The 23,009-nt window shown below is 63.1% G+C and carries 21 protein-coding genes; 16 read left to right on the top strand and 5 right to left on the bottom strand.

Annotated elements, in window-relative coordinates:
- Positions 1-79 precede the first annotated feature (79 nt).
- The 5 genes from PU133_RS06280 to PU133_RS06260 all read left to right on the top strand — a co-directional run bounded on the left by PU133_RS06280 (position 80) and on the right by PU133_RS06260 (position 4,654).
- Positions 80-1,243 carry an ABC transporter substrate-binding protein gene (locus PU133_RS06280; protein ID WP_404863934.1) on the top strand — a complete coding sequence of 388 codons (1,164 nt, stop codon included), beginning with the start codon at positions 80-82 and terminating at the stop codon, positions 1,241-1,243.
- Positions 1,244-1,351: 108 nt separating this feature from the next.
- Positions 1,352-2,212, top strand: a complete 861-nt coding sequence (locus tag PU133_RS06275; protein ID WP_404863933.1) for a branched-chain amino acid ABC transporter permease — start codon at positions 1,352-1,354, stop codon at positions 2,210-2,212.
- Positions 2,213-2,222: 10 nt separating this feature from the next.
- Complete coding sequence (locus PU133_RS06270; protein WP_404863932.1) at positions 2,223-3,227, top strand: branched-chain amino acid ABC transporter permease; 1,005 nt, start codon at positions 2,223-2,225, stop codon at positions 3,225-3,227.
- Entirely contained in the window at positions 3,220-3,963 is a 744-nt protein-coding gene (locus PU133_RS06265) for an ABC transporter ATP-binding protein (RefSeq protein ID WP_404863931.1), read from the top strand. The genes PU133_RS06270 and PU133_RS06265 overlap by 8 nt, the downstream gene beginning before the upstream one ends.
- Complete coding sequence (locus PU133_RS06260; RefSeq protein ID WP_404863930.1) at positions 3,956-4,654, top strand: ABC transporter ATP-binding protein; 699 nt, start codon at positions 3,956-3,958, stop codon at positions 4,652-4,654. Before PU133_RS06265 ends, PU133_RS06260 begins: the two co-directional genes overlap by 8 nt.
- 4 nt (positions 4,655-4,658) lie before the next feature.
- On the opposite strand, the gene PU133_RS06255 is transcribed toward PU133_RS06260, so the two are convergent.
- A complete protein-coding gene (locus tag PU133_RS06255; RefSeq protein WP_404863929.1) occupies positions 4,659-5,246 on the bottom strand; it encodes a GNAT family N-acetyltransferase in 588 nt (195 codons plus the stop codon).
- Between the two features lie 109 nt (positions 5,247-5,355).
- Here PU133_RS06255 and blh point away from each other — a divergent pair, with 109 nt between their 5' ends.
- The 8 genes from blh to PU133_RS06215 all read left to right on the top strand — a co-directional run bounded on the left by blh (position 5,356) and on the right by PU133_RS06215 (position 13,978).
- Positions 5,356-6,666: a bifunctional sulfur transferase/dioxygenase Blh gene (blh, locus tag PU133_RS06250; protein WP_404863928.1), complete on the top strand. Its 1,311-nt coding sequence runs from the start codon at positions 5,356-5,358 to the stop codon at positions 6,664-6,666.
- Positions 6,663-6,980 carry a helix-turn-helix transcriptional regulator gene (locus tag PU133_RS06245; RefSeq protein ID WP_126008738.1) on the top strand — a complete coding sequence of 106 codons (318 nt, stop codon included), beginning with the start codon at positions 6,663-6,665 and terminating at the stop codon, positions 6,978-6,980. Before blh ends, PU133_RS06245 begins: the two co-directional genes overlap by 4 nt.
- Before the next feature lie 51 nt (positions 6,981-7,031).
- Positions 7,032-7,454 (top strand): YeeE/YedE family protein, encoded by a 423-nt coding sequence (locus tag PU133_RS06240; protein ID WP_404863927.1) that lies wholly within the window; start codon positions 7,032-7,034, stop codon positions 7,452-7,454.
- Between the two features lie 11 nt (positions 7,455-7,465).
- On the top strand, positions 7,466-7,894 hold the full coding sequence (locus PU133_RS06235) for a YeeE/YedE family protein (RefSeq protein ID WP_126008734.1): 429 nt from the start codon (positions 7,466-7,468) through the stop codon (positions 7,892-7,894).
- Between the two features lie 33 nt (positions 7,895-7,927).
- A complete protein-coding gene (locus PU133_RS06230) occupies positions 7,928-9,634 on the top strand; it encodes a SulP family inorganic anion transporter (RefSeq protein WP_404863926.1) in 1,707 nt (568 codons plus the stop codon).
- An 86-nt stretch (positions 9,635-9,720) separates the two neighbouring features.
- Complete coding sequence (locus PU133_RS06225; protein ID WP_404863925.1) at positions 9,721-10,956, top strand: cation:proton antiporter; 1,236 nt, start codon at positions 9,721-9,723, stop codon at positions 10,954-10,956.
- A 19-nt stretch (positions 10,957-10,975) separates the two neighbouring features.
- The gene (locus tag PU133_RS06220) at positions 10,976-12,169 is read left to right on the top strand and encodes an MFS transporter (RefSeq protein ID WP_404863924.1); all 1,194 of its coding nucleotides are present in this window, start codon (positions 10,976-10,978) and stop codon (positions 12,167-12,169) included.
- A 57-nt stretch (positions 12,170-12,226) separates the two neighbouring features.
- Positions 12,227-13,978: a sugar phosphorylase gene (locus tag PU133_RS06215; protein WP_404863923.1), complete on the top strand. Its 1,752-nt coding sequence runs from the start codon at positions 12,227-12,229 to the stop codon at positions 13,976-13,978.
- Between the two features lie 3 nt (positions 13,979-13,981).
- On the opposite strand, the gene PU133_RS06210 is transcribed toward PU133_RS06215, so the two are convergent.
- On the bottom strand, positions 13,982-15,199 hold the full coding sequence (locus tag PU133_RS06210; RefSeq protein WP_404863922.1) for a glycosyl transferase: 1,218 nt from the start codon (positions 15,197-15,199) through the stop codon (positions 13,982-13,984).
- A complete protein-coding gene (locus tag PU133_RS06205; protein ID WP_404863921.1) occupies positions 15,196-15,993 on the bottom strand; it encodes an HAD-IIB family hydrolase in 798 nt (265 codons plus the stop codon). Before PU133_RS06205 ends, PU133_RS06210 begins: the two co-directional genes overlap by 4 nt.
- 55 nt (positions 15,994-16,048) lie before the next feature.
- On the opposite strand from PU133_RS06205, the gene PU133_RS06200 reads away from it, so the two are divergent.
- Genes PU133_RS06200 through PU133_RS06190 form a run of 3 tightly spaced genes read left to right on the top strand, consistent with a single transcriptional unit; the run spans position 16,049 to position 19,303 of the window.
- Positions 16,049-17,566, top strand: coding sequence for an NAD(P)H-hydrate dehydratase (locus PU133_RS06200; protein ID WP_404863920.1), 1,518 nt, complete (start codon positions 16,049-16,051; stop codon positions 17,564-17,566).
- Positions 17,563-18,402, top strand: a complete 840-nt coding sequence (locus tag PU133_RS06195; RefSeq protein WP_404863919.1) for an alpha/beta hydrolase — start codon at positions 17,563-17,565, stop codon at positions 18,400-18,402. Before PU133_RS06200 ends, PU133_RS06195 begins: the two co-directional genes overlap by 4 nt.
- A gap of 22 nt (positions 18,403-18,424) precedes the next feature.
- Positions 18,425-19,303, top strand: coding sequence for an NAD(P)-dependent oxidoreductase (locus PU133_RS06190; RefSeq protein ID WP_404863918.1), 879 nt, complete (start codon positions 18,425-18,427; stop codon positions 19,301-19,303).
- Positions 19,304-19,306: 3 nt separating this feature from the next.
- On the opposite strand, the gene PU133_RS06185 is transcribed toward PU133_RS06190, so the two are convergent.
- A complete protein-coding gene (locus PU133_RS06185) occupies positions 19,307-21,148 on the bottom strand; it encodes a monovalent cation:proton antiporter-2 (CPA2) family protein (protein WP_404863917.1) in 1,842 nt (613 codons plus the stop codon).
- 58 nt (positions 21,149-21,206) lie between these two features.
- Positions 21,207-22,961, bottom strand: a complete 1,755-nt coding sequence (ggt, locus tag PU133_RS06180) for a gamma-glutamyltransferase (protein WP_404863916.1) — start codon at positions 22,959-22,961, stop codon at positions 21,207-21,209.
- Between the last annotated feature and the right edge of the window lie 48 nt (positions 22,962-23,009).

Below are 23,009 nucleotides of genomic sequence, written 5' to 3'. Positions count from 1 at the left end.
TGGGTGGAGGAGACGGCCGCTTGCTTTCCGGTTCACGAACGGGAAAGCTCGGCCGAGGAGAAAACGGGAGGAGAACACGATGAATCTGACAGTAAAATCTGCATTGGCGGGCGCGTTTGCAATCAGCGCGACGACTGCGATGGCGCAGGAAGACGTGATCGATGTTGGCATGATATTGCCTTATGTCGGCGTCTACGCCTCGCTTGGCGAAGAGATCGATCAAGGCTTCGTACTGGCGCTTGAAGAAGCGGGCATGACGGATCGCTTCAACATCATTCGTGAGGACACCGAGGCCTCGCCGCAGGTCGGCGTCGCGGCCACCCGCAAGCTCGTCCTGCAGGACGAAGTTGATGTTTTGACGGGCCTCGTTTCTTCGGGCGTTCTGGCAGCCATCCGCGATTTCGTCGATCAGTCGCAGACGCCGCTGATCGTTTCCAACGCCGGTAACGACGAAGCAACCGGCGCCGATTGCAGCCCATACATCACCCGCGTGTCCTTCTCGAATGCGCAGGTCAACCGCCCCATGGGCCAGTGGCTCTATGATCAGGGCGTGCGCACCGTCTACACACTCGCTCCCGATTACGCCGCCGGCCGCCAGCACATCGGCGCCTTCGTCACGGCCTTCGAGGCCGCCGGTGGTGAAGTGCTCGGCCAGGACTATACGCCCTTCGGCCAGACACAGGATTTCGGACCGTACTTGACGACGGCGCAGGCTGCCGATCCGGACGCGATCTTCGTCTTTTATGCCGGCGGCGAGGCGATCAACTTCGTCAAGCAGTACGATTCCTTCGGCATCAAGGACGAGACGCCGCTTTATGGCTCAGGCTTCCTGACGTCGCAGCTCTATCTCGACGCCGAAGGTCCGGCAGCACTGGGCGTCATCACGTCGCTGCATTACCTGCCGACGCTCGATACGCCGGAAAACAAGGCCTTTGTCGAAGCCTTCCAGACCAAGGCGAACCGCCTGCCCTCCGAATACGCAGTTCAGGGTTACGACGCCGGTCGCGCGCTCGTGGAAGCCGTCAAAGCCGGCGCCACGGATCGTGAGTCCATCACGGAAGCGCTGCGGGACGTGCAGTACACCGGTCCGCGCGGTCCGCTCGAAATCGATCCGGCCACCAACAACATCGTCCAGAACGTCTACATCTACGACATCGTCGAAGGCGAAGACGGCAAGCTGACGCAGGAACTGCTCGATACGGTCGAAGCCGTTCGCGACGAACCGAACGGCTGCGAACTTTAAGCCGCAAACGGTTGCCTGAGGCGTCGCCCGTCGCGACGCCGGCCGCATGAATGGCGGGAGCTCTCGTGTTCCCGCCACCCTTATCCCTACCGGACCGAAGCGGACGCCATGAACTTCTGGATCGTGCAGGCCCTGAACGGCCTCCAGCTGTCGATGCTGCTCTTTCTCCTGTCGATCGGGCTGACCGTCATCTTCGGGCTGATGCATTTCGTCAATCTCGCCCATGGCGCGCTCTATGCGCTTGGCGCCTATGTCGGCGTGTCGGCCTTCGCGCTGACCGGCATGTACTGGGGCGCGTTTCTGCTGGCTCCGATCGCCGTCGCGCTGGCCGGCGTCGTGCTCTATCTCGGCCTCATCCGGCGCATGCGAAAAGCCGGGCCGATGAACCAGGTGCTCGTCACCTTCGGCCTCATCTTTGTGCTTCTCGACATCACGCGCATCATCTGGGGCGATCTCGCGCTCTCTATACCGGAACCGCAGCTCTTTACGGGCCGCTCGGAAGTTTTGGGCGTCGCGTATCCAACCTACCGTCTCTTTATCATCGGCCTCGGCCTAACCGTCATGGCCGGCCTCTGGGTTCTGCTCTCGCGCACCCAGATCGGCGCGATGATCCGTGCCGGCGTCGACAACGACCAGATGGCCGCCTGCCTCGGCATCAATGTGGAGCGCCTGTTTTTCATCGTCTTCTGCATCGGCTGCGCGCTGGCTGGACTTGCAGGAGCGGTCGCGGCGCCGGTGCTTTCAGTGACACCGAGCATGGGCACTCAGCTTCTGATCCCGGTTCTGATCGTCGTGGTCATCGGCGGCCTTGGCAGCCTCAAGGGCGCCATCGCGGGCTCGCTGCTCGTCGGCTTCATCCAGACCTTCGGCGCCGTGCTTGCGCCGCAACTGGCGTCAATCGCAATCTACGCTCTTCTTGCTGCGGTGCTGATCTTCCGGCCGGCTGGCCTGTTTCCGGCAAAGGCGTGAGGGCGGCATCATGTTTCACCAGACCACGATCAAAACCGTCACCATCCTCCTCCTCTTCATCGGCATGGCGATCTACACCGTCTTTGCAGGCTTCTATGGCCGCGAACTGGTGATCGAGGCGGCTTATCTCGTCATCCTGGCCATCAGCCTCGACATGGTGGCCGGCTACGGCGGCATGGTCTCGCTCTGCCACGGCGCCATCTTCGGCATCGGCGCCTATGTCTTCGCCATCCTGACCGGCATGATGGGCATTTCGCCCTTCATCGCTCTGGTTGCCGCCATAGCGGCAAGCGGGTTGTTCGGGCTCTTCGTCGGCGCCGTCACGTCGCGCACCAGCGGCATCTTCTTCATCATGACGACGCTCGCCTTCGGCCAGATGGTCTATGTCTACACCTTCGAGAACCGCGCGCTCGGCGGCGATGACGGCATGTCGGGCGTCGCCCGCCTCGATCTGTCGATGATCGGCATCGATACGAACGATTCCTTGCAATTCGCGCTTCTCGCCATCGTTTTCGCGGCGCTGTCCTACGCTGTCGCCGCCTTCATCATGCGCTCCGGCTTCGGCCGCACGCTCGTCGGCATCCGCTCCAACGAGGTGCGCATGCGCGCGCTTGGTCTGCCGGTACTGCGCTACAAGGCGTTCGCCTTCGGCATTTCAGGGGCGCTGGCAGGCCTCGCTGGAACGATCGCCGCGCAGCAAACCATGTTCGTTTCGCCTGAAATGATGAGCTGGATGATGTCCGGCGAAGCGCTCGTCATCGTCATCCTGGGCGGGCTTGGCACCCTGGTCGGCGCTGCCGTTGGCGCCGTGCTCTTCGTCTTCCTCCAGCACGAAGTCAGCGAGGTCACCCGCTACTGGCACATAGTCGTCGGCCTCGTCCTCATTCTCGTCGTCGTGCTCGGCAACCGCGGAGCCTACGGCCAGATCGAACACCTGCTGGAACGCCGCAAGAAGGTAGCCCCCAAGGCTTCTGCACTCGATGTCGCCGCCGAGAAGGATGCCAGCCATGCTTGAAGCACGTGGCCTCAAGAAATCCTTCGGCCAGATCAACGTCACCAATGACGTGACGATCCTGGTTGAGAAGGGCGAACGCCGGGTCATCCTCGGCCCCAACGGTGCGGGCAAGACCACGCTCTTCAACATCCTCGTCGGCGAATTGAAGCCATCCGCCGGCACGATCCACCTCGATGGCCGCGATGTGACGGGCGACACGGTGGAAGCGCGGGCAAAACGCGGACTTGCCCGCTCCTACCAGAAGAACAACCTTTTCACCGAGCTGACGCTCAAGGAGAACTTGGCGCTGGCGGTCGCAACAGCATCCGGGGCATCGGGTTGGTTTCTGCGCGATACGCTGAACGACACCGATATTTTGGCCAAGGTTTGCGATGTAGCGGCTAAGGTCGGGCTGTCTGAACTTCTGGACCATCCGGTCGATGCGGTTTCCTATGGCGCACGGCGGCAGCTCGAAGTCGGTCTTGCGCTGGCGACCGATCCGAGCGTCATTCTGATGGACGAGCCGACATCCGGCGTCGGCCCAGAGATGATCCACGGCTTTCACCGCCTGCTGAAGACGCTGCCCCGCGACCTGACGGTGGTGATCATCGAGCACGATATGGATCTCGCGCTCGATGTCGCGGACCGCGTCAGCGTGCTCAATTACGGCGAACTCGTTTTTGAAGGCACACCGGACGAGACGCGCGGCAGCAGCCTCGTCAACGAAATCTATCTGGGCGGGCGCGCGGATGCTTGAGATCGACGACCTCCACACCGGCTACGGAGAAACTCAGGTCATCTACGGCCTCAACCTGCGCGCTGCCGCAGGGCGCGTGCTCGCTATTCTCGGCCGCAATGGCGCCGGCAAGACGACGACCATGAAGGCCATCATGGGCCTGCTGCCGGCAACGCGCGGCTCAATCCGGATCGAAGGCAAGGATATCGCTGGCGAGCGGACATTCGACATTGCCCGTCGCGGCATCGCCTATGTGCCCGAGACGCGCGACATTTTTCCATCGCTCACGGTCAAGGAGAACCTGCAACTCGCCACGCGCCTGGCGCCGGCCAATGCCGAATGGACCATGGAGCGGGTGCTCGATTTCTTCCCAAACCTCTCGCGTCGCCTGTCGAACGGGGGGAACGAACTCTCGGGCGGCGAACAGCAGATGCTGTCGATTGCGCGCGCGCTGCTCATGAATCCGCGACTGCTTCTGCTTGACGAACCGACAGAGGGCCTCGCGCCGATCATCGTGCGCCAGATCCACGAGAAGCTCTCGGAACTGAAGGCCGCCGGCATGACCATGGTGCTGGTGGAACAGAACTTTGGCTTCGCGACGGAGCTTGCTGACGACGTCCATGTGATCGGACGCGGCGAGACCGTCTGGAAAGGCTCGTCCGCGGACATCATTGCCGACAAGGCCGTCCAGAAGAAGTGGCTCGGCGTTTGAAGCTCTAACCGATCCGCTTGCCCCAAAACCGCATGGGCTTGGCCGTTTCCACGTCGTCGCCAATGTCACGCCAGCTGAACGCCGTTTCTAGAGCCGTGAGCGGCGCATAGCCCCGTCTGCGCCAGAAATCGTCGAGCGGGACGTAATCGGCCGGGCGAGATGGATGATCGTCTGGTCGGATCACCCCGCAGAACACCGTCCAGTCGAACCGGTTGAGGCTCGTTGCATAGGCCTCGCGTTCCTCGAAGAAACGTACGCCGATCCCCTGCCCGCGATAGTCCGGCAGGAGCACGGATTCGCCGAAATAGAAGATGCGATCGACGTGCCATCCGGCATCGAGGAAGGGCGCCCGCACCTCGTCCGTCTCGTCGGCCATGGGCATGCCGGTCGCCGCACCGACCACCCGCTCGCCATCGAATGCGAGAACGAAAACGCTATCCGCTGACCTGGCATAGGTGGCGAGATAGCGCTCTTCATAGGCATCGGAGCCTTCGTAAAGGTACGGAAAGGCACGAAAGACGGTCGTTCTCAATCGCGCAAGATCCGCCAGATGCGGGCCGATCGCCGATCCCTTGAGGAGCTCCAATCTCATCCCGGCCTCATCACATGCAAATTTTCTATTGCATTTTTTTGCAATCGATATTACTTAGTCGTTACCAAGCCGACACCGTCTCCTATGACACTACCGAAAAGATGACGACATGAAAAAGATCACCGACAAGCTATGGATTTCCGGCCAGCCCAGCGAGGCCGACTTCGATCGCGCCCGGCAGGCAGGCGTCACCCGCGTGATCAACAACCGCGTCTCGGGCGAGGCAGATGACCAGCCGGCGTTGGAAGCCGCGCGCAAAGCGGCAAAATCACGCAGCATGGACTTCGTCTACATTCCCATGACGCCCGGCGTCGTGACGGAAGACCGCATTCGCCAGTTCCAGAAGGCACTTGAGGGCGCTGACGGGCCGGTTCTCGCCCATTGCAGGCTCGGCGGCCGTTCGCTCGGACTCTGGGCAGCAGGCGAAGTGTTGGATGGCCGCATGACGCTCGACGACCTTGATGCACTCGCAGCCGAACACGGCGCCGACCTCGGCAGCGTCAAGGCGTGGCTCACCAAGCGTGCAGCAAAGAAACAACGCCCGGATGTGGCCGGCTTCTTCGACAAGCGCACTTCGTCCATCCAGTATGTGGTTTCCGATCCGGCGACGAAGGATTGCGCCATCATCGATCCGGTCCTGGATTTCGATGAAAAATCTGGTGCGACGGGCACGCAGAACGCCAACAAAATCCTGGCCTATGTGGAAAGGCACGGGCTCAAGGTTCAGTGGATCCTCGACACGCATCCCCACGCCGATCATTTCTCCGCCGCCCGCTACCTGAAGGAAAAGACTGGCGCGCCGACGGCGATCGGTGAGAAGGTCGTCGAGGTCCAGAAGCTCTGGAAAGACATCTATAACTGGCCGGACTTCCCGGCCGACGGGTCGCAGTGGGATAAGGTCTTCGCCGAGGGCGAGACCTTCAAGCTGGGCGGGATCGACGGGAATATCCTGTTCTCACCCGGCCACACGCTTGCCTCGATCACCTACGTGATCGGCGATGCCGCCTTCGTGCATGATACGCTTTTCATGCCGGACAGCGGCACGGCGCGCGCGGATTTTCCCGGCGGCAGCGCTTCTCGGCTCTGGAACTCGATCCAGGCAATCCTGGCGCTTCCCGACGACACGCGCATCTTTACCGGCCACGATTACCAGCCGGACGACCGCGAGCCGCTTTGGGAGTCGACCGTCGCTGAACAGAAAGCGAAAAACACGCACATCTCGAAAGCGAAGTCCGAGGCCGAGTTCGTCGCAATCCGCGAGGCGCGCGACAAGACCCTGCCCATGCCGAAACTCATCCTGCATTCCCTGCAGGTGAACATGAATGGCGGTCGCCTGCCCGAGCCGGAGAGCAATGGCCGGCGCTATCTCAAACTGCCGCTCGATGCTCTCGGCGGCGCACCATGGGACACCGACGGATGAGCGAACTCACCACCGCAGCCGTCGAGGACATGCTGAAGAATGTCGGCGAAGCATCCGACTTTCTGAAAAAGCTTTCCAACCCCAACCGGCTGATGATCGTCTGCGCGCTCGTTGAAGGCGAACGTTCCGTGCGCGAACTGGAGGACGGGCTCGGCATTCGCCAGCCCGGCCTCTCCCAGCAAATCGCCGAACTGCGCGAAGCCGGCCTCATCGCCGGCCGCAAGGAGTCGAAATCCGTTTTCTACAGCCTCGCAGATGCGCGCGTCGCGGAGTTCGTGGCGATGATGCACCGCATGTTCTGCGAAAAGCCCTGACACTTTCCCTTGGCCCGGGGCCTCGCCCTAGCCCCGATCGGATCTTGAACCATGACCGAATTCACTCCCCTCGCCTCGCTTGCCGGCGGCGCGCTCATCGGCCTGTCCGCTGTGCTGCTGATGGCTTTTGAAGGACGTATCGCAGGCATCAGCGGTATCGCCGGGCGCCTGCTTCCGCCCTATGGGGACGCTGGCTTTAGAAGCCGCCTCGCCTTTGTGATCGGCTTGATCGCCGCACCGCTCGCCTATGGGTTCGCAACCGGCGCACCCGTCACGCAAACGGTGTCCTCCAATGTCGCCCTGATGGTGGCGGCGGGCCTGCTGGTCGGCTTCGGCTCGGTCTACGGCAATGGCTGCACCTCCGGCCACGGCGTCTGTGGCCTTTCGCGCCTTTCGGCCCGGTCCCTCGTTGCGACAATCGTCTTCATGGCCACCGCCTTCGTCACGGTGTTCGTGACGCACCACGTCCTCTGAGGAACAGCACCATGTCCATTCTCATCAATCTCGTCATCGGTCTGCTCTTCGGCGTCGGCCTCGTCATCTCCGGCATGTCCGACCCGGCAAAAGTTCTTAATTTTCTTGATGTCTTCGGCACCTGGGATCCGTCGCTCGCCTTCGTCATGGGCGGCGCCGTCATCGTCGCCTTCATCGGCTACCGCTTTGTGCTGAAGCGCGACAAGCCGCTTCTGGCCGATCGCTTCCATTTGCCGACCCGCACCGACATCGACAGCCGCATCCTCATCGGGCCGGCGATCTTCGGCATCGGCTGGGGCCTTGGCGGCTTCTGCCCAGGTCCTGCACTGACCGCGCTCAGTCTTGGTGCGATTGGCACGTTGGCGTTTGTCCCGGCCATGCTGATCGGCATGTGGGGCGCGCGCATGATCGGCGCCCTGCCGCAACCGCGCAGGGCCTGAACGGCTGATTTTCGAACGAAAGGCACCTGGTCCATGGCCGCGCTCCACCACTATTTTCCGATCCTGACCTGGGGCCGCAGCTATAGCCGCGTGACCTTTGCGGACGATCTGCTGGCGGCGGTCATCGTGACGATCATGCTGATTCCGCAGTCTTTGGCTTACGCCATGCTCGCGGGCCTGCCACCGGAGGTCGGGCTTTATGCATCGATCCTTCCGCTCGCCGCCTACGCCGTCTTCGGCACAAGCCGCACGCTTGCCGTCGGCCCGGTGGCCGTCGTCTCACTCATGACGGCGTCGGCCGTGGGCGAAGTGGCGGCTGCAGGCACGGCAGACTATCTCACGGCCGCGATCGTCCTTGCGCTACTCTCCGGCGCGATCCTGCTCGTCATGGGAATCCTGCGCCTCGGCTTTCTCGCCAATTTCCTGAGCCATCCGGTGATCTCCGGCTTCATCACCGCATCGGGCTTGCTGATTGCCATCGGCCAGTTCGGGACGATCCTCGGCGTTCCCGTGCGCGGGGACACGCTGCCGGAAATCGGCACTGCGCTGTTTGCCAACGCCCAGGCGATCAATGTCCCGACGCTTGTTCTGGGCGTGCTTACGCTCGGTTTCCTTTACGCCATCCGCCTGCGCCTCAAAGCCATGCTGATGCGCCTCGGTCTCGGCTCGCGCCCGGCCGACATGATCGCGAAGGCAGGTCCGGTTTTCGCTATTCTGGTCACCGTCGTTGCCGTGAAGCTTCTCGATCTCGGTGCACGTGGCATCGCCCTCGTCGGCGAAATCCCGCAAGGTCTGCCGGTCCCCGGCTGGCCCGTAATCGATCTCGGCGTCGTGCAGGCACTCTTCGTTCCGGCGCTGCTGATCAGTCTGATCGGCTTCGTCGAATCCGTTTCGGTTGCACAGACGCTCGCCTCCAAGCGCCGCCAGCGCATCGTTCCGGACCAGGAACTGATCGGGCTTGGCGCCGCCAACATCGCCTCGGGCCTCTCGGCCGGCTACCCTGTGACAGGCGGCTTTGCCCGGTCCGTCGTCAACTTCGATGCAGGCGCGCAGACGCCCGCTGCCGGTCTTTTCACCGCGCTCGGCATCGCGTTGGCGACGCTGTTCCTCACACCGTTTCTCGCAGATCTGCCCCGCGCCACGCTGGCGGCCACGATCATCGTCGCCGTGCTCTCACTCGTGGATTTCGGTGCGCTGTGGCGGCTTTGGGCCTATTCGAGAACCGATTTCGCCGCCATGGCTGCCACGATCATTGGCACGCTGCTGCTCGGCGTCGAGCCTGGCGTGGTGCTCGGCGTCGTCCTTTCGCTCGTCCTGCATTTGCACCGTACGAGCCGCCCACACATCGCAATCGTCGGCAATGTCGAGGGCACCGAGCATTTCCGCAACGTCGACCGCCATCAGGTGCAGACAGTGCCCCATGTGCTTACGGTGCGGGTGGATGAGAGCCTCTATTTCGCCAACAGCCGTTTCCTCGAAGACCGCATCGCCGAACTTGTCGCCGAACGGCCAGCGCTGCGCCACGTCATCCTCATGTGCTCGGCCGTAAACGCCATCGATTCAAGCGCGCTGGAAAGCCTCGAAGAGATCAATCAGCGACTGAAGGATTCCGGTATTCGCCTGCATCTGAGCGAGGTGAAGGGGCCAGTGATGGACCGGTTGCGGACCACGCAATTTCTCGCACATCTGACGGGCGGCGTTCATCTCTCGCAATTCGCCGCGATGCGTGCGACCGATTGAGAAAGGCGTCGTCATCGCGCGCGGAGAGACGCTATAGACAGGACAAGCGGCACGATTCCACCAGGCAACCGCCGCCCTGGATATGCATGTTCGATTTCAGCAGCTACCATGTCCTGCTTCTCGTAATCGGCGCGAGCGTCGTCAACTCCTATTGGTTCCCCCGCTTCATCCCCGGCTGGGAGCCGGCCGCCTCCGCCCTGCTGATCGCATCGGGGCTCGTTGCCTACACCTTCTTTCCTGGCATGCCAGACATCCTGCACCCGATCGAGGATGGGTATCTGTGGGAGATTGCCAGCGAATTTGCCGTTATCGTGGCGCTTTTCGGCGCTGGCATTCGGATCGATACGCGCTTCAACCGGCAGTTGCTGACGCCGACCATGCGCCTGCTGCTCATCGCCATGCCTTTGACGATTGCGGCTGTTGCCTTGACCGGCTGGGCCTTCGCCGGCCTGTCGATCGCCGGTGCGATCCTGCTCGGAGCCGCGCTGTCGCCGACCGATCCGGTCCTGGCCGGCGACCTCCAGGTCGGCCCGCCGCAGCGGGGAAACGAGCATCCGGTGCGCCTTGCGCTGACGACCGAGGCCGGGCTCAATGACGGGCTCGCCTTCCCCTTCGTGTATCTGGCCATCATCGTTGCGGCGCAGGGTTTCGTACCCGCTGAGTGGGGGCTCGAATGGCTGTTGCGCGATGTCGTCTACCGCATCGCCATGGGCATCGCCGGCGGCTTCGTCACCGGTTACATCCTCTCACGCATCGTCTTTTCCATCCCGAGCCATAACCCGATCGCCAAGTCCGGCGCTGGCGTCATCGCCTTTGCCGCCGTTATCCTGTGCTACGGCACGACCGAACTGGTGGAGGGCTATGGCTTCGTCGCCGTCTTCGTCGCCGGTCTGACGATCCGGCGCTACGAGCCGGAGAACGTCTATCATCGCAAGCTCCACGACTTCATCGAGCCTTTGGAATACGCGCTGACCGCCGTCATGCTGTTCATGCTGGGTGGCGTGTTCCTCGATCTCCTGCCGCTGATCGACTGGCGCCTTGCAACGCTTGCCGCTCTCCTGATCTTCGTGATCCGCCCAGTCATTGCATGGCTGTCGCTCGTGGGCACCTCGCTCGGCGGCCAGGCGCGAAACGACGTTGCCTTTTTTGGCGTGCGCGGTGTCGGTTCGATCTATTACATGGCCTTTGCCGGTGGGCACGCAGCCTTCGCGGACATGGAAAAATTGTGGGCGGCGACGGCACTTGTCATCGTCCTGTCATCGATCGTGCATGGTTTCACGGCCGGCATCGTCGTCAAGCGATACACCGACACGGCCGCCTGACGGGCGAGACGGGAACCACATGCACCGCACCGACAAATGGGCGATCGCCGCCATCGCCATCGCTGAAACGCTGATCTGGTGCGGCACATTCTATGCGTTTCCGGCGCTTTTCGTGCGTTTCGAGGCAGACTTCGGCTGGTCGAAGCCAGCACTGACCGGCGCGCTTACTCTTGCCATCGTCGCTTCGGCGCTGGTGTCGCCCCTGGTCGGTCGGCTGATCGACAGAGGCATCGGCCCTTTCGTGCTCACCGGCAGCATTCTGCTTGGCGGTTTGACGATGCTCGCGCTGTCGCAGGTACAAACACTCTGGCAGTTCTACTTGGCCTGGACGGTGATCGGCATTGCAATGGGCGGCGGCCTCTATGAACCGACCTTCGCCTTTATGACCCGCGCGATCGGCCCGACGGCAACACGCGCGATAACTCTGGTCACGCTGGTTGCGGGCTTCGCCGGCACGCTGTCGTTTCCGCTCGGCCACTACGTCTCAGAAGCAGCTTCGTGGCGGGTGGCTGCCATGACCTATGCCGGATTGATCATCCTCATCGCCGCACCGCTCATGTGGTTCGGCGCGCGCCATTTCGAAACCGGCTTCCGCCGCGCGAGCACCTCGAGCGCACCCAAAGGGCTCCATCATGGGAGCGCACATCTTCGCAGCGCAACCTTCTGGCTGCTGGCTGCCGGCTTCACGCTGATCGCGATCAATCACGGGGTGATCCTGAACCATATTCTGCCGCTCTTGCGCGAACGCGGCTTCGATGCGTCGAGCGCGGTCTTTGCGGCTTCCATGATCGGGCCAATGCAGGTCGTCGGTCGGATCGCGATGATGCTGACCGCCCATAGAACATCCAACAGGGCGATCGTGCTCGCCTGCTTCAGCGGCATCACGCTCGCGACGCTGGCCCTGATCGCCGCCGCAGCGGTTCCCCTGTTCGTGGCGGGGTTCGTTCTGCTGCAGGGCGCCTGCTTCGGCGTCATGAGCATCGCAAAGCCTGCCATCACGCGCGAATCCATGGGCGCGACCAATTTCGGCGCGGTCGCCGGCGCGCTCGCGGCGCCCTACCTGCTCGGCATTGCGGTTGCGCCGTTTTTCGGATCGCTGGTCTGGGAATTCGGTGGCTACGACACCGTGCTGGTCATCATCCTGCTTGCCGCCATTGCCGGTGGCGTGTGCGTCTATCTCGCGACGCGCCGTATGGCGCCCCGCCGCACTTGAGCCACGTTCCTGCTTAACCCATTGAGTTTTGCTGTTGCAGCGCGGTAAGTTTGATCGATGCCCTCATTTCTCCGTTCGCGCCTGGAAAGCCATCTCGCCTTCATCTACCCGGAGCGCGACAGCGCTGCTCTGACCGATGCGATGATTGCCGCCTTCTGGCCCGAAAGCGGCAAGGCCAAGCCGCGCAGCAAAGGTCGTCTGACCAACCAGCCGCCCTGGAGCGAGCGCGACACCGTTCTGATCGCCTATGGCAATTCGCTGATCGACGGCAAGACCGCCCCCGTCGCGCTGCTGCAGGATTTTCTCGATACGCATCTCGATGGCAGCGTGAACAGCGTCCACGTCCTGCCGTTCTTTCCCTACACCTCCGATGATGGTTTTGCCGTCGTCGACTATTACAGCGTCAACCCCGATGTCGGCGACTGGAAGCACCTCCAGAGGCTTGGCCGGCGCTACCGGTTGATGGCCGATCTGGTGCTGAACCACGTTTCCTCTGCATCGCTCTGGTTCAAGCAGTATCTGCGCGGCGAGGAGCCCGGTAGCGGCTTTTTCGTCGAAGTCGACCCCGCGACCGATCTTTCCGCCGTCGTGCGTCCACGTCCGCATCCGCTTCTGCGGAAGGTGGAAACGGCGCATGGCGAGCGACACGTCTGGTGTACCTTCTCCGAAGACCAGGTCGATCTGAATTTCGCCAATCCGGAGATGTTGATCGAGTTTCTGCGCATCATGCGTTTTCACATCGATCGCGGCGTGCGCACGATCCGGCTCGACGCCGTCGCCTTCGTCTGGAAGGAGATCGGCACCAACTGCATCCACCTGCCCCAGACGCACGAGATCGTCCGGCTGATGCGCACGCTCGCCGACTACGCCGAGGTGCCGCTGCTTCTGATTACGGAAACCAACGTTCCGAACATGGAGAACCTCTCCTATTTCGGGAACCGCAACGAGGCCCATGCGGTCTATAATTTCTCTTTTCCGCCCCTTGTCGTTCACGCGCTTCTCTCGGGCGACGCGACAGCGCTCAACCGCTGGCAGATGACGATGCCGCCGGCGCCTGCCGGCTGCTTCTATTTCAATTTCGTCGCATCCCATGACGGCATTGGCCTCCGACCAGCCGAGGGCCTTCTGCCCGACGACGAGATCGCCAAGATGATCGCCGCCGTGGAAGCCTTCGGCGGCGCGGTGTCTTTGCGCGCCATGCCGGACGGCACCTACCGGCCTTATGAGATGAATATTGCGCTTTTCGACGCCTTCCAGGGCAAGATCGACGGCACGCCGGACGAATGGCGCCGCGAGCGCTTCCTGTGCTCGCAGACGATCATGATGGCGCTCGAAGGCATGCCCGCCTTCTATATCCACAGCCTGCTCGCCACCCCCAACGACCACGATCGGCGCGCCCGCACGGGCCACAACCGGTCGCTCAACCGCCACCAGTGGGATTACGCGACGTTGAGCGAGCGACTGTCGGGCCCGGAGAGCGAACAGGCCATCGTGCTTGGCGAACTCAAGCGTCAGATCGACATCCGCACGGCCCAGAAGGCGTTTCACCCCAATGCGACGCAGTTCACGCTGCAACTGGGAGAAGGCCTCTTCGGCGTCTGGCGCCAGAGCATCGACCGCGGGCAATCGATCTTCGCCATCCACAACGTGACCGATCGTGCAATCACGCTGCCGCTCGTCAGCCTGAACCTGATCAAGGGCGAGACCTGGACGGATCTTTTGAGCGGCAACGAGATCGATGCCGAAATCGGCACCGCCATCGAGCTTCACCCCTATCAGTGCGTCTGGCTCGCCAACCGAACCGCTTAACGCTTAACTGCCGCGGTTGTCGGCCTCCACCGCATCGCGCAGATCATCGAGAATGCCTGGCGCGGCTGAATTGACCCGCCGCCAATTGGGGATCACCGGCGTCTCCATCGGATTTTCGAGGAACATCTCGCCGGCCTTCATGATGTTGCCGGCAAAGAGCTCAACGGCCTGCTCCTCCCGGTGGCGATCGAGCCGGAGGCCGTTCATCACAGCGTCTGCGTGATAACTCTCGATCATGTCGAGCGCCGCCCGGTAATAGGTGGCCTTGACCGAGCGGAACGTGCCGGAGGTGAAGGTAACGCCTTCCGTCGCGAGCTTGCGGAACACGGCCTTGGTGATGTCGATCGACATGCGCGACAGGCCTTTTTCCGCATCGTCCTGCGACAGGTCCTGGTGCTTGTGGTCGTAGACGTCCGCGATATCAACCTGGCAGATGGAGCGCTGGCTGGCATTGCGGCGCATCTCCGACAGCACCCCGATTTCCAAGCCCCAATCGGTCGGAATACGGATATCCGGAATGGTCGCCATGCGCATCGCGAACTCGCCGGAGAGCGGATAGCGGAAGGCAGCCAGATAATCGATGTATTGCTGGGGTCCGATGGTCTTTTCCAAAGCATCGAGCAGCGGTCCGACCAGCAGGCGCGACACGCGCCCGTTGAGCTTGCCGTCGGCGATGCGGGAATAGAAGCCCTTGGCAAAGACATAGCCGAAGCGCGGATTGGCAACGGGATAGACCAGGCGCGCGAGCAGCTCGCGGTGGTAGGTGACGATGTCGCAATCGTGCAGCGCCACCACATCCGATCGCCCGGACGCCAGCGCGTAGCCCATGCAGTACCAGACGTTGCGGCCCTTGCCCAACTCGGTCGGCGCAACGCCGTATTCCATCAGCTTGTCATGGATAGCGGTCAGCCGCGGCCCGTCGTTCCATAAAATGCGATGGTGCTGCGGCAGACGACCGAAGAACTCCTTGGCCTTGTGAAACTCCGCTTCGCTCGCCCGATCGAGGCCGATGATGATTTCCTTCAGATACGGCACCTTCGTCAGGTGATCGAGGATCAACGGTAGTGCCTCGCCCTCGAGCTCCGAATAGAGCGAAGGCAGGATCAACGAGATCGGCCTGTTTTCGCTGAAGGCGACGAGTTCGCGCTCCATCTCCTCGACCGGCCGGCGCGTGAGATTGTGCAGGGTCGCAATCGCGCCTGTCTGGTGAAAATCGGTCATTGTGCTGTCCCCTTCTCGATCGCTCCGACGCGCCGAATGAACGAGAGCACCGCCTCGTTCCATCCGGCCGGACCTTCTTTTTCGGTACGGCTGATCCGCCCGGTCTGCTCGCCCGCCAGCGGCGCAAGCGGCGGGTGGGCGCTGTTTGCGACGATCACGCCGAAATCGGCCGCCTCAAGCATCGCGATGTCGTTGGCCGCGTCTCCGAGTGCCAGCGTCGGCCTGCCTGGCCGCCCAGTTTCCACTTCGTGCCATGCGACGATGTCCGCCATGCGATCGGCCTTGCTGGCACCGGCCGAGATCGTCAGGAAACGTCCGCCCTGCACCGCAGACAAGCCTTCCGCCTTGAGCGCATCCAGAAATGCGGCGCGCTCGTCAGCGCTGCCGGAAAGCAGCCCCGGCTCGGAAAAGAGCCGGCGACGGGCAAGGCTGGCCCCCTCGCACGACAGGCCCGTGCGCTCTGCCACCTCGGCATCGTCCATGTCGCCGAAGCTGCGATAGAGCACGCGAAGCGGCTTCGGCATCCTGTCCAGCACGGCGCGGATCTGTTGATACGCATTGTCCTGTCCGTCGGCATGGCCAGGCCAGGCGATGCCAGCGCCATTTTCGACGATCGCGGGCAGGTGAATGCCGGTCGCTTCCCTCAGCGGCTCGATCTCGGCAGCCGTCTTGCTGGTTGCGAAAATGAGCGGGATGCCGTTAGCCTTGACGACATCGAGCGCAGGCCGGGCTGCGTCGAAGGAGTAGGTCGCGTGATCGAGCAGCGTCCCGTCGAGATCGGAAAAGATGATCATGATCTTGAGCTACCAGATTTTGTGCTCTGCACAAATGACAAGCCTCTGAAATTCCATGCATGAACTTCTGACCCCAGGCGAAATGGGCGAAGCGGACCGCCTGGCGATCGAGATGGGGACGCCCGGCATCGATCTCATGCGCGTGGCAGGGCAAGCTGTCGCCGAGGCAGCGCTGAAGTTTCCGTCGGCGCAACGCGGTGTACTCGTGCTGGCCGGCATCGGCAACAATGGTGGCGACGGCTTCGTGGCGGCGGAAGTGCTGCGGTTGCGGGGACTGCCCGTGCGCGTCGTTCTCATCGGCAGGCGTGAGCGGCTGCGCGGCGATGCGGCACTGGCTTTTGCCGATTGGCAGGGTGAGACATCCTCGGCATTGCCAGCTGACCTGTTCCGCTTCGGGATCGTCATCGATGCGCTCTTCGGCGCCGGTCTCGATCGCACCGTCGAGGGCGAAGCTGCCGCGACGATCGACGCCGTCAACCGATCCGGTATCCCCGTGCTGGCTGTGGACCTGCCGAGCGGCATCGATGGTCGAAGCGGCGCGGTGCGGGGGGTTGCGATCAAAGCGACGCGCACCGTCACCTTCTTTCGCAAGAAGCCGGGCCACGTTCTCTTTCCGGGCCGCGCCCACTGCGGCGAGATCAGCGTTGTGCAGATCGGCATCGACGATGCAGTGTTGCGACGGCTCGGCATACGGCGCTTCGAAAATACGCGTGAACTTTGGGCTTCCGCCTACCCGGTTCCCTCGGCGGAAGGGCACAAATACGGACGAGGCCACGCCATCGTCATGTCCGGCGGCCCCACCCGCACGGGTGCCGCGCGCCTTGCGGCAACCGCCTGCCTGCGCGCGGGCGCCGGATTGGTGACCGTGGCTTCGCCGGGCAGCGCTCTTCTGGTGAACGCCGCACATCTCACGGCCATCATGCTCGCCCGCTGCGATGATGCCGACGATCTGAAAACCTTGCTCGAAGACGAGCGCCTGAATGCTGTCGTTATCGGTCCGGGCCTCGGCATCGACGATGCAAGCCGTAATCTGGTGCTGGCGGCATTAGAGAGCAGCGCCGCACTGGTGCTGGATGCCGACGCCTTGACGGTCTTCAAGAATGATCCGCAGGCGCTTTTCACGCGCATCCATGAGCGTCGCGCGCCAGTCGTCATGACACCCCATTCCGGCGAGTTCGCACGGCTGTTTCCAGATCTGGGGAAAAACGAAAGCCTTTCGAAAATCGACGTCGCCGAGCGGGCCGCCGTCGCCAGCGGCGCGACGGTTCTGCTGAAGGGCGGCGACACGGTCATCGCCGAGCCCGAAGGTCGCGCAGCGGTGAACACGAACGCACCGCCCTGGCTCGCCACGGCTGGTTCCGGCGATACGCTCGCCGGCATCATCGGCGGGCTGCTCGCACAGCGCATGCCACCCTTCGAAGCCACGAGCGCTGCAGCGTGGCTTCACGGACGTACAGGGCAAATCGCGGGACCTGGACTGACGGCGGACGATCTGGACAAGGCCCTTCATCAGGCGGTAGGCGCTTTGATCGAGGATCTCGGCACAACGGCCGGGATCGGGAGGACCACATGACGGAACCGGATTACCCGATCACCGATTGGGATGACGCCTATACGAACGGTGCCTATATCGACGGCGCAGAAGCCTATCCCGATCGCTGGGCGGTAGAGGCAGCTCAATTCCGCGCCGAGCTTCAACAGGACGGTCGCGCTGAGATCGATATGTCTTATGGCCCCGAGCCGCGCAACAAGTTGGATCTCTTCCTGCCGGTCGGATCGCCAAAGGGCCTCGTCGTCTTCGTCCACGGCGGCTACTGGAAAGCTTTCGACAAATCCTTCTGGTCGCATCTGGCACGCGGCGCGGTCGATGGAGGCTTCGCCGTGGCAATGCCATCCTACACGCTGGCACCCGAGGCGCGGCTGACGCGGATCGGCCGCGAGGTCGCGGCAGCGATCGTCAAGGCGAGCGATAGGGTCGCTGGCCCGATCCGGCTTGCTGGTCACTCGGCCGGCGGTCATCTCGTCTCACGCATGGTTTCGGAGCATTCCCCGCTTGCCGTACCCGTCCGGGAGCGTGTGAACAACGTGGTGTCAATCTCGGGCGTGCACGATCTTCGCCCACTGATGCTGACCGAGATGAACGCGATCCTCGCGATCGATGAGGAGGAGGCATATCGGGAAAGCCCGGCGCTCCTGCGCCCCCTGGCCGGCACGCGGCTTCTAGCCTGGGTGGGCGGCAGGGAGCGGCCTGAATTCCTGCGCCAAAGCCGCATCCTGCCCGAACTCTGGGACGGTTTCGGCGTCGAGACCGAGTTCCACGTCGATGAAGCGACGCACCATTTCGATGTCATCGACGGCCTTGCTCGGCGCGACAGCCCATTGACACAGGCACTTCTCACTTCTTTCTGACGGACTTTCGGGGCATTTCACCATGACATCGCGACACATCGCCTTCCTGGGCACGGGCCTCATGGGCGCGCCCATGGCCGAAAACCTGCTCAAGGCCGGCCACCGCCTGACGGTCTGGAACCGAAGCAGGGAGAAAGCCGAGCCGCTCGGCAAGCTCGGCGCCGAGATCGCCGCCAGCGCCGCCGACGCGGTGAGAGAAGCCGACATGGTCATCGCCATCGTCAGCAATGGCGAGGCCGTTGCCGATCTTCTGTTCGGCCAAGGCGTGGCAGCGTCCATGAAGAGCGGCGCGATTTTCATCGACATGAGCTCGATCACCCCGGCCGAAGCCCGTGACCATGCCGAAAGGCTCGAGGCGCTCGGACTACGCCACCTCGATGCCCCGGTCAGCGGCGGCACGAAGGGGGCTGAAGCCGCAACGCTCGCTATCATGGCCGGCGGCGACGAAGCGACATTCGATGAGGCCGCCCCCGTTCTTAAGGCACTGGGCCGGCCGGTCCGCGTTGGAGCATCCGGTACGGGCCAATTGGCTAAGCTCGCCAACCAGGCAATCGTCGGCATCACGATCGGTGCGGTCGCCGAGGCGACCCTGCTCGTTCAGTCCGGCGGCGGCAACGCCGAGGCGTTTCGCGACGCGTTGAAGGGCGGCTTTGCCGATTCCGCGATCCTCCAGCTCCATGGCCGGCGCATGGACACTCGCGACTTCACGCCGGGTGCCAAATCCTCGATCCAGCTGAAGGACATGAACAACATCGTGAAGGAAGCGGATGCGCTGGCTATCGAGCTGCCGCTCGCAGCGAGCATTCGCGAACGCTACGAGACGCTCGTCCACGCGATGAACGAGCCGGATCTCGATCATGCAGCGCTTTATCTCGAGCTGATCGGCCGCGCCAAACGCTGAATACTATTCGATCCGCTCGTTGTCGCGGTCGGATGTCGCGCTCTCACCGAGCGTGTCGGCGCCATAGACCTTGCCGGCCCGCCTCGGCGTCGTCAGCGGCGTCGGCTTTGGCATGTTGCCACGCATCAGATCTCGGCCGGAATAAATGTCGCCCACGATCTGCAGCTCGAAGCGCGCCTCGTCACGCCGGCGTACATCCGCGCTGATCGCCTGCGCGTCCTCGACGGAAACGCCAAGCTCGATCAACGCGGCCTCGCCGAAGCGCATCGCGGATTCGAAGGTCTCGCGGATCTGGTAATCGACGCCCTTGGCGATGAGATCGAGCGCGTGGCCGCGATCGAAGGCACGCACGAAAAGCTTGGCCAGCGGAAACTCGTGTTTGACCAGTTCCACGATCCGGTCGGCGGCGGCTCGATCGTCGACGCAGACGAGGATCGCCTCGGCCTCCTTGGCGCCCGATGCATGCAGCGTGTCGAGCCGCGTCCCGTCGCCGAAATAGACCTTGAAGCCGAAATCAGACGCGGCGCGGATCATTTCGACGTCGTTTTCGATGATCGACACATCGAAGCCGCGCGCGAGCAGTCCCTGGCTGGCCACCTGAGCAAACCGGCCGAAGCCGATCATCAGCACATTGCCTTCAAGCCCATCCGCTTTGTCGATGCCATCGAGATCGGTCGGCGCGCGCGGCATCAGGCGCTGCAGCGCGATGCCGATCAGCGGCGTCAGCGCCATGGAAAGGATGATCACGGCGGAGAATATCGCGTTGGTGCGCGCGTCGAAAATGCCGCCGGCAAGCGCTGCCGCATAAAGGACGAAGGCGAACTCGCCGCCCTGCGCGAAGAGTGCCACGCGGGTGATCGCCGCCCGGTTGCCCGTGCCGAAGATCCGCGCGATGACATAGATGCCGATCGCCTTCGTGACCATGAAAGCCGCAACGGCAAGCAGGATCATCTGCCATTCCGCCCCGATGACGGAGAGATCAAGCGACATGCCCACGGCCAAGAAGAAGAGGCCGAGCAGGATACCGCGGAACGGTTCGACATCGGCTTCCAGCTGATGGCGGAAGGTCGATTCCGACAGAAGCACGCCGGCAAGAAACGCGCCCATTGCCATGGACAAGCCACCAACATCCATCAGAAGCGCCGACCCGAGCACGACCAGAAGTGCCGCGGCCGTCATCACCTCGCGCGCCCGCGCCGCCGCCAGAATGCTGAAGAACGGATTGAGCAGGAAGCGCCCGGCGAGAATGAGCGCCGCAACCGCGCCGATCGCGATCGCGATGTCGACCAGGCGCTCAGTCAACGTCGCGCTTTCTCCCGGTGCCAGGAAGGTGACGATTGCAAGAAGCGGCACGATCATCAGGTCTTCGAGTAGCAGGATCGATACCGCCTGCTGCCCTTCCGTCGTGGATGTCTCGCCCCGCTCGTCGAGCATCTGAATGACGACGGCCGTCGACGACAGGACGAAACCGGAGGCCGCAACGAAGGCGATGACCGGTGGCAGGTCGAGCAGATAGACCCCGATCAACGTCAACAGGAAAGCGCAGAAGAACACCTGCGATAGACCAAGGCCGAAGATTTCACGCCTGAGGTTCCAGAGCCGCGAAGGCTGCATTTCCAGCCCGATGACGAAGAGGAACATCACGACGCCGAGTTCGGCGATGTGCAGGATCGCTTCAGGATCGGAGAAGAATCCGAGACCGAACGGCCCGATGATGAGGCCCGCCGTGAAATAGCCGAGCACCGAGCCAAGGCCGAGGCGCTTGAAGATCGGCACTGCCAGCACGCCTGCCGAGAGCAGCACGACCACCTGCGCCAGATCGGATCCGGATCCCTCGACTGCCATGCTGCGCTCTCTCGTCGGCGTTCAGATCATGAACCTCTAAACGACCGCCCGGATTTGTCTATCGTCCCAGCACAAGGCCCTCGCGGCGCGGGTCGGCCGCACCGGCAAGGCCACCATCTTCGACGCGGATCGCATGCAAACCGCTGTTCATGTCACCGATCCGCACCTCATGGCCGCGGGCGGTCAGTTCATCGGCGAAACGCTCGGCTTCGGTTCCTGCTTCGAGCGTTGTCGGCCCGTTCGCATTGAAGACATGGCCAAGGTCGATTGCGGCCTGCAGCTCCAGGTTCCAATCGAGCGTCGCCACCAGCGCCTGCGCCACATAGCCGATGATCGAAACGCCGCCCGGCGATCCGATGACGAGCTCGAGCTCTCCATCCTCCAGCACGATCGTCGGCGCCATCGAACTGCGCGGCCTCTTTCCGCCTTCCACACGGTTCGCGATCGGCCGACCGGCATCGTCGCGCGGCGAAAGCGAGAAATCGGTGAGCTCGTTGTTGAGGAGAAATCCACCGACCATCAGTTGCGAGCCGAACCCACCCTCGATCGTCGTGGTCAGAGAAACCGCGTTGCCGTCCGCGTCGACAATGGAGACATGGCTGGTTCCCGCGCGTCCGGGGGACGTATCCGGTCCCTGCGCTCTTCGCGCGCGCCACGGCGGATTGCCGTGAGCAACCGGTGCAGCGGCGGCTTCATCCAGCGAGATCGATTGGGCGCGAGCGGTCAGATAGGCCGGATCGAGAAGACCGTCGACAGGCACGTCGACGAAGTCGGCATCGGCCAAAAACATCGCGCGGTCGGCAAAGGCGAGCTTGCCAGCCTCGCTGAAGAGGTGCCAGGCATTCGGGTCGTCGGGGCCAAGCGACGCCATGTCGAAATGTTCGAGCAGCCCGAGGATCTGGCCGACAGTCGTCGCGCCCGAACTCGGCGGCCCCATGCCGCACACCTCGTAGACGCGGTAGGGATGACACACCGGCTCACGCTCCACGATCTCATAGGCTTCGAGATCCTCGATCGACAGCAGCCCCGGGCGACCGGGCGCGGTGCGCACCGTCTCGACGATCGCTTGCCCGATCTCGCCGCCATAGAAGACCTCGGTGCCCTCCTCCACCACGCGCCGCAGTGTCTCCGCAAACTCCGGATTGCGAACGATATCTCCCGCTTGAAGTGCCTTTCCTCCTGGAAAGAAGTAGTCGCGCGCGGTCTCGAACGTCTGGAGCCGCGCGGCGCCGTCGCCGGTAAGCTGCCCGGCAAGCCGCGGGCCGACTTCGAACCCTTCCTCCGCCAGGTCGATGGCCGGCTGAAGCAGTTCGGCAAAAGGCTTGGTGCCATAGAGTGCGTGGGTCTCTTCCATCAGCTTCAGCGTTCCTGGCGTGCCGACCGAGCGCCCGCCGACCACCGCATCGAAAAACTCCATCGGCTCACCATCGAGCCCCAGGAAGAGGTTTGGCCCAGCAACCTTCGGCGCCGTTTCGCGCCCATCGAACGTGCGCACCGATCCAGTTTCGGCGTCGAAATAGACGAGGAAGGCACCACCGCCGATCCCGGAGCTCTGTGGCTCGACGAAATTGAGCATCATCTGCACGGCGACCATGGCGTCGATCGCGTTGCCGCCGGCTTCCAGCACCGCCAATCCGGCTTCGCTGGCGGCCGGATGGGCAGCGGCGACCATGAAATCCTGTGCGTAAACAGTCGCCTGCTGGATCCGCCCAGTCGCCTGCTCGGGCGCAGGGCGCGCCTCCTGCGCAAGCGTTTCGCCGCTGGTTAAGACGAGCAGAGCAGCGATGGGTGCACACCAAGACCTTGAGATCATTGCAGCTTTCTCCTATCGCCCCAGCCTGAACATATCCTAAGTGCTCTA

This window comes from Georhizobium sp. MAB10 (assembly GCF_045012825.1).
GTDB classification, from domain to species: domain Bacteria; phylum Pseudomonadota; class Alphaproteobacteria; order Rhizobiales; family Rhizobiaceae; genus Georhizobium; species Georhizobium profundi.
The sequence above is the reverse complement of the archived record's forward strand: the minus strand, read 5'-3'. Positions and strand labels throughout refer to the sequence as shown.